The 6,770-nt window shown below is 42.8% G+C and carries 5 protein-coding genes; 4 read left to right on the forward strand and 1 reads right to left on the reverse strand.

The annotated features are described in order from the left end of the window. Positions 1-3: 3 nt before the first annotated feature. Entirely contained in the window at positions 4-939 is a 936-nt protein-coding gene (locus tag AB4496_RS20910; protein ID WP_012604424.1) for a LysR family transcriptional regulator, read from the reverse strand. A gap of 330 nt (positions 940-1,269) precedes the next feature. Between AB4496_RS20910 and AB4496_RS20915 the strand changes: the two genes are divergently transcribed. The 4 genes from AB4496_RS20915 to AB4496_RS20930 all read left to right on the forward strand — a co-directional run bounded on the left by AB4496_RS20915 (position 1,270) and on the right by AB4496_RS20930 (position 6,695). After that, positions 1,270-2,199 carry a hypothetical protein gene (locus tag AB4496_RS20915; RefSeq protein ID WP_017096898.1) on the forward strand — a complete coding sequence of 310 codons (930 nt, stop codon included), beginning with the start codon at positions 1,270-1,272 and terminating at the stop codon, positions 2,197-2,199. 633 nt (positions 2,200-2,832) lie between these two features. Next, complete coding sequence (locus AB4496_RS20920; protein ID WP_017096899.1) at positions 2,833-3,474, forward strand: hypothetical protein; 642 nt, start codon at positions 2,833-2,835, stop codon at positions 3,472-3,474. Then, complete coding sequence (locus AB4496_RS20925; protein ID WP_017096900.1) at positions 3,474-4,463, forward strand: efflux RND transporter periplasmic adaptor subunit; 990 nt, start codon at positions 3,474-3,476, stop codon at positions 4,461-4,463. The genes AB4496_RS20920 and AB4496_RS20925 overlap by 1 nt, the downstream gene beginning before the upstream one ends. Positions 4,464-4,718: 255 nt before the next feature. Further along, entirely contained in the window at positions 4,719-6,695 is a 1,977-nt protein-coding gene (locus AB4496_RS20930) for an alkyl sulfatase dimerization domain-containing protein (RefSeq protein ID WP_102257821.1), read from the forward strand. The last annotated feature ends 75 nt before the right edge of the window (positions 6,696-6,770 follow it).

Genomic DNA, 6,770 nt, shown 5'->3' on the forward strand with positions numbered 1-6,770 from the left:
CAATTAAAACCGTAAACGCCTATCTTTAAGCGTCTTCGACATCGCATCTGATGTACTGATGACTTGTTCTCGGAACCATTTATGAGCAGGGTCATTATTCTGCTTCTTTAACCAAATCAAATAGTGGGATATAGGCTGATATTCAAAAGGTGGCTTAAACAACTGTAAACCTAGCCTTTCTTGAAACTGCACAGCCATAGATAAAGGCACTACGGTGATGTAATCCGATTGGCTACATAGCAAGATATTACTGAACAGTGAGCGCCCGTGAAACACGATTTTACGCTTAGATAAATCCAATGATGTGTAGTGATTTAAACTGCGAACTTTACGCCGTGTTCTATCTAATACGGCATGCTTTTCATTCATGAATTGCGCTTCGCTGATTTCACCTTGGATTCTCGGGTGATCCTCTCTACACACGATCACAAACTCGCCTTCATATAGAGTTTCACTAACGATGCTTGGGTGTTCAGGTACCACAATATCGATCATTGCATCGAACTCTTGAGTCAAAAGGTCTTCGTAAATACGCTCATCACTGTCTGGTTGGTCAAAGACTTCTAGCGATAGGTTTTGATTAGGAAGCGCAGCAAAACTATTGAGTAAAATCCACTGTAAGTGCTCAGGTGAAGAAATCACAAACTTACGTTCAGAGGATTGTTCATCAAAATTAGCCATCGACTGAAATACATCATTCAATTCATGAATCGGCGTTTTGATTTGTTCATACAAACTTTGAGCATAAGAAGTAGGCGTAACACCTCGTCCTTTACGAACAAAAAGCTCTTGGCCTATCTCTTTTTTCAGTCGTGCCAATGCGGTACTAATGGTCGATTGATTAGTGCTGAGTTGATCCGCGGCTTTACTCAAACTGCCCTGCTCCATCACCGCAGAAAACACAGCAAGTAGGTTGAAATTGGGGATTTCGTTGCTCATATATTATTACTCGTTAGGCGACCATAAATACCATGCTATCGTAAAAACGATTAAACATCGTCAATAAAAACATTTGTTAAAGGTATAACGCATCGATTATTTTACTAATAAAAAGCATATTAACCAGACTTTACTCACACTCATCAATCCTCAATAAACCTTCATATATTGAGACAATAAAGCCATCCCCTCTCCGAAAACCCTGTAATAATGGGGCGCACCTCATGCAGCGCGCTTTAAAATCACAACATTGTCTCAAATTACATGACACTGAGTTTCCGTTCGGTACGTATACATTCCTTTTGTGAATACTACAATGGCACCAAAATAATGACCCTCGGTATCAATATGAAAAACACTAAAATAATTTCCCTACTCTTAAGCGGTGCGGCTATCGCTTACTCTGGTTCTGCGTTGGCTGAAAAGGAACAACTCTCAGTTCAGGAAGCCGCAAAAAAATCGGCTAACCCGGTATCTGACGTATGGATGCTAATCACTCAGAATGATTACACCTTTCTTGAGAAAGAAGATGGCCACCATGAAATGCAAAACCGTTTCAGCTTTCAACCAGTAATGCCTGTTCCTATCATGGATGGCGAATGGAACTTGGTGAACCGTCTGGTAGCCAACCACTACAGTTCACCAGGTGACCGTGAAGACGGTGATTTCTTTGAAGGTCGTACAAATGGCATGGGAGACACCGTCTTTCTATCAATGGCAGCGCCTAACCGTGATGACGGCTGGATTTGGGGTGTTGGTCCAACGGTGATCATGCCAACTGGTACTGATGGTTTAACCCAAGATAAATGGCAAGTAGGCCCTGCGGCAATGGTCGCTCGCCTTGGTAAAGAAACCGGTAACCCAGCAAGTATTGAAAGCTGGAACGTTGGTTTCTTAGCTCAGCAATGGTGGGATGTAGGCGGTAGCGACAGCGTTACTGAATCAACCAATCAAGCGGACATCCAGTACTTCTTAAACTATCGTGTCAGCAACACCGCGTTAATTGGTATGACGCCTAATATTCAAATTGATTGGACAAAAGATGGTTCCGACCAATTTACTGTACCTGTCGGGTTAGGCTATATCGATATGTTTAAGATTGGACCGATGCCTGTTCGTTGGGGTGTAGAACTTCAATATTACGTAATGAAACCAGACGCAAATGTTAATACGACCAATCCAGCTGAGTATGTGCCATATGCACCAGATTGGAACCTAAAATTCTTTATTGCTCCTGTTACATTAAACCCGTTCAAATAATCGATTAAAATCCTCCCTAGAGCTGGTCTAATTTATTCAATATTTTAGGCCAGCCTTTTTAGTACTTTTCATCGACTTCTATGATCCAAACCAAGTTAATGAACAATGTTTTCTATCTGTATATGAGCCTTTTCAAATAAATCACTTTACCGATTTAGAGTTATAACTACTAATCGTAATTACGATATTATCAAATCGTAATTCTGGGTAGATACTGGTCAAAACTCTTCCTATTATCCTGCTAACAAATCAATCACCAGCCCAAATAGAAAACTGACAAATGTTTTACTTTGGTATGTCAATTGTCATGGAAGAGCCCCTCGATTGTCGAGGTAATACACGTAATAAAAACAGTCGCTAGAAAGCCGCGCGAATATTAATTCGAACGCTTCATAGCCATTTCATTTACGTCTGCTGACAAATAATAAAGATTGATTTGTAGAGAAGCATATTCGCTTCTTGATACCGAGAATCGGTTGTCTGGACTGTGCAATATCACTTTAAATATCATCTATTACTTTTGTTTATTATGAGCACTAATCTACCCACATAATAGACATCTACTTTTTAAGATGTCATTAAAGGTGACTTCTAGGCTGCAAATTCTCTCTTCTTATTGATGTAGGTTGAGATATGAACTTTATAAAAATCATTTTCCAGAAAATCTGGGCCGTTGTGATGGTCTTGATTAAATTCTGCCTGTTTATGGCGGTAATGTTTGCTGGTGCATGGGCTCTTGCACCGTTAGGCACTATCCATTCTAAAGACATCGACATGTCTCAATTCAACAATCATCCCAATGAAATGATGATGAACTTCTTCCAGATGGAGTACTTCTCTGGTTACTTGTTCTCGGTGACCATTGCTGTGGTATTAGCCGGTGTTTACGGCATGTGGCAGTTGCATGAACTGGGTGTGCATAAAGCAAAAGAACACAAAAGCGCTCACGTACAGATCGTGTTTGCACTGTCACTTTGCGGGCTCTTCATCAGCAAAACATTCTGGGTTATCGCCTTGGTTATCGCGCTAGCGAACTGGAAACATATTGGTCAATCACTGAGTGATGTCATTCGCCGTGGTGTGCAGCCTAAACAAGACGCGACCAATTCAGAGGCAGCCGCAGTCCACGTATCACCTGAAAAATCGGCAACAGAGCCGTCTCAAACACAACAGTCTCCAGTAGAACCGTCTTCAGAAGCTCAGCCTTCAAAAGAACAGGCTTCAGAAGAAAAGACTCCAACAAAACCATCCCCTACAGAAAAAGAGGTCGCATAATGAAAGAGATGATGATTCCATACATCCTAATTGTATGGTCACTGTTTGCGACAGGCGCACTGAAGAAGAACTTCAAAAACTACACGTGGGCTGCCATTGGCGGCGTAACGATTCTTGCGGTATTGGCGGTTATTTCTCGCTTGTGGGCGCCGGTTGATTTAACGAACTCAACCACAGTAAAAGCACCACACGCGGTAATGTCGCCTGTATTTGGCCAACAAATTGATGAAATCCATGTTGACCACAACCAACGAGTAAAAGAAAACGATGTACTTTACACACTCGTCGACATTAACTCTGCAGCTGACAAAGCAAAGATCGAATCTGCCATTGTTAAGAAGGAAGAACAGATCAAGCAGATGACACGAGATCTTGAGCGTGCTGAAACATCACCGCAAATCTTTAATGCGCGTGATGTTGAGAAATACGATTCTGACCTACGTGTAATGAACGCTGAACTTAATTCATTGGTTGCCGATCTTCAAAAAGTGAACTGGGCGCAAGAGAAAAAGACGATTCGTGCTGAGTTTGATGGACAAGTCGCGATTGTCAACATTGCCGAAGGTTCAGTCATGGGCAACATGCACCTTTACAACACCAACAAGAAATTTTTAGAAATGCGAGTTTCTGATCAAACTTACGGATATGTTCAAAAAGGCGATTTCGCAGAGTTTTTCGTTGATGCATACCCAGGTCACGTGTTCAGAGCAAAAGTACACAGCTTCACAACCGGTACTGGCGAAGCGGCTATTTCTCCATTTCAAGGCCCACAGAGTGTTGGTCAACACGTTGTAAGAAATAGTAACGGATTAGGCCGTACCATCGTTCTTGAGATCATCGAACCAGAAGGTTTCGATATCCCAATCGGTGCGGCTGGTGCGGCTTGGATTTCTGCTGAGAAACCGCATCCGTTCTGGGGCTTTATTGATGTTATCGGTGCAGCAACAGTTCGCCTGCAATCTTATAAGTCTTACTTAGGAGCTTGGTAAGCACTTAGATAATCGAAAATATTACTTTTAGTTCTTTAAGAAATGCCCTGGTTTTCAGGGCATTTTTGTATCTATCACAAACCAATCTTCCTAATTTAACCTTCGATATAAATCGAAAAATCAATATAAATAACAACCCAATCATCGTAAAAGCGATATATCGAAATACTATTAGCGTGTAGATAGCGACCTCTATCCTCTCTATTATTTGAGTCAAGAAATCCAATTCCTGTATCCAAATATAAGGTCACTATCATGACTAATACATTCAAAAAAATGGCTCTTCCTGTTGCTATCGCAAGCGCTCTATTTGCTTCTGGTTTTGCATCAGCAACACCCACTGTTGAAGCAGTATCAAAAGTAGGCCAAGAACTTCAAACGGCAAACGCAGCTCAATACCAAAACATCGATCTTGATGCACGCTACAAAAGCGAGGTTCTATTCGAACACAAGTCAAACATGTTCTGGGGTAAAGGCGAACGTATCCAGGTTGTTTCTAAAACGGGCGATTCTCTAGCTTACACTGCAGAATCTGACCACGTTCATCCAATCCTAACCAAGCATGGTCGTAAAATGGACCAAGCTATCATCCAAGTAGATGACAATATTTACCTTGGTTACGGCTTCGGTCTAGACACACCAGTCATGATTGAAGGTACTGACGGCATCATCATTGTTGATCCAGGCGAGTCAGTAGAAATGGCTCAATCGGTTAAAGAGCAGTTCCGTCAAATCACAGACAAACCGGTTAAAGCAATCATCTACTCTCACAACCACATCGACCACATCTCTGGCGTGCGTGCATGGGTTACTGACGAAGAAGTAGCATCAGGTGAAGTAAAAATCATCGCTGAAGAAGGCCTAACAGCTGCAGTGGCTAACTGGTCTTCAAACCTAGGTACTCTATTTGGTCACCGCACTTCTTACACAGGTGCTAAGCACGTAGAAGAAGGTGAGCACGGTACAGTAAATGACGGCCTTGGCCCACGCTTCATGCAAGGTGCTATTTCGTTCATCGAACCAAACCTGCTTGTACCAAGCCAAAGCCACATCGAAATCGAAATCGCTGGCGTGAAAATGCACATTGAGAACGTGCCATCTGAAACGAAAGATGAGTTAGTGGTTTACTTCCCAGATCAGAAAATCCTGCACGCTGCGGAAGTACTTCAAGGAGAGAACTTCCCTAATCTTCACACTATTCGTGGTACTAAATTCCGTGACCCATCAATGTGGTTCAAGGGCATCGACGTAATGCGTAAGTTCGACACTGAGATCATGATTAACTCTCACGGTCGTCCAGTTGAAGGTAAAGAAGCGGTAGCTGACGTACTAACGGCTTACCGTGATGCGATTCAATACACGCATGACCAAACTATCCGTTACATGAACAAAGGTATGACGCCGGACGAGCTAGTTGAAGTCGTTAAACTTCCTAAGCACCTTGCTGAGCACCCTTGGTTAGGAGAGCACTACGGTACCGTTGCACATGCTGTTCGTCAGATCTACGTTGGTTACAACGGTTTCTTCGAAGCAGATCCATGGCAATTAGAGCCAATGGCTTACGAGCAACGTGCTAAAGCGTTCGTAGAGATCATGGGCGGCCGTGAGAACATCCTTACGACTGCACAAGCAGCAATTAAGGCTGAAAACTACACATTTGCAGCAGAAATTCTTTCTTACCCAATCACGGTAAACAAGCAAGATATGGAAGCTCGCGAGATGAAAGCACAAGCTTACAAAGCATGGGCTGCAGACCAAGTGAACATCAACTGGCGTAACTGGGCGCTTAACGCGGCGGCTGAACTAGAGAACAAACGTGACTTCTCAAACATGATCAGCTTCGCTTCTGTTGACGTGCTTACTGCGCTACCAAGTAAGCAGATCTTCGACATGATGACTTCAACGCTTATCGCAGAAAACTCGTTAGACGTGAACATGATGCTAACGTACAACTTCTCTGATACGAACGAAGCATTCACTATCGAAATCCGTAACGGTATTGCTCAGTTACACGAAGAAGCAGTAAAAGGCGCAGACGTTCAAATCGACACCACTCGTGCAGTACTGAACCAAATCTTGATTGCGGGTCCAAACGCTCAACAAGTGATTGGTAGCAACCTACAGTCTGGTGCATTCAAGTTCTCGAACGGCGACATCAAAGGCTTCGGTCAATTCATGAGCTACTTCGATAAGCCAATGACTCCAGAAGAGATCATGCTAATCGTTCGTTAATTAGATATACACCAAGCAAAGGCATGCTAAGGATGGCGAGCCGATAACTTAGGGACCTATTGTGGTCCCTTTATC

Source organism: Vibrio sp. 10N.222.46.A1, from assembly GCF_041473595.1.
Taxonomy (GTDB): Bacteria; Pseudomonadota; Gammaproteobacteria; order Enterobacterales; family Vibrionaceae; genus Vibrio; species Vibrio tasmaniensis_A.

Coding starts and splice junctions, on each gene's coding strand:
- AB4496_RS20920 (WP_017096899.1), top strand. CDS start 2,833: ATGAACTTTATAAAAATCATTTTCCAGAAAATCTGGGCCGTTGTGATG.
- AB4496_RS20915 (WP_017096898.1), top strand. CDS start 1,270: ATGACCCTCGGTATCAATATGAAAAACACTAAAATAATTTCCCTACTC.
- AB4496_RS20925 (WP_017096900.1), top strand. CDS start 3,474: ATGAAAGAGATGATGATTCCATACATCCTAATTGTATGGTCACTGTTT.
- AB4496_RS20930 (WP_102257821.1), top strand. CDS start 4,719: ATGACTAATACATTCAAAAAAATGGCTCTTCCTGTTGCTATCGCAAGC.
- AB4496_RS20910 (WP_012604424.1), bottom strand. CDS start 939: ATGAGCAACGAAATCCCCAATTTCAACCTACTTGCTGTGTTTTCTGCG.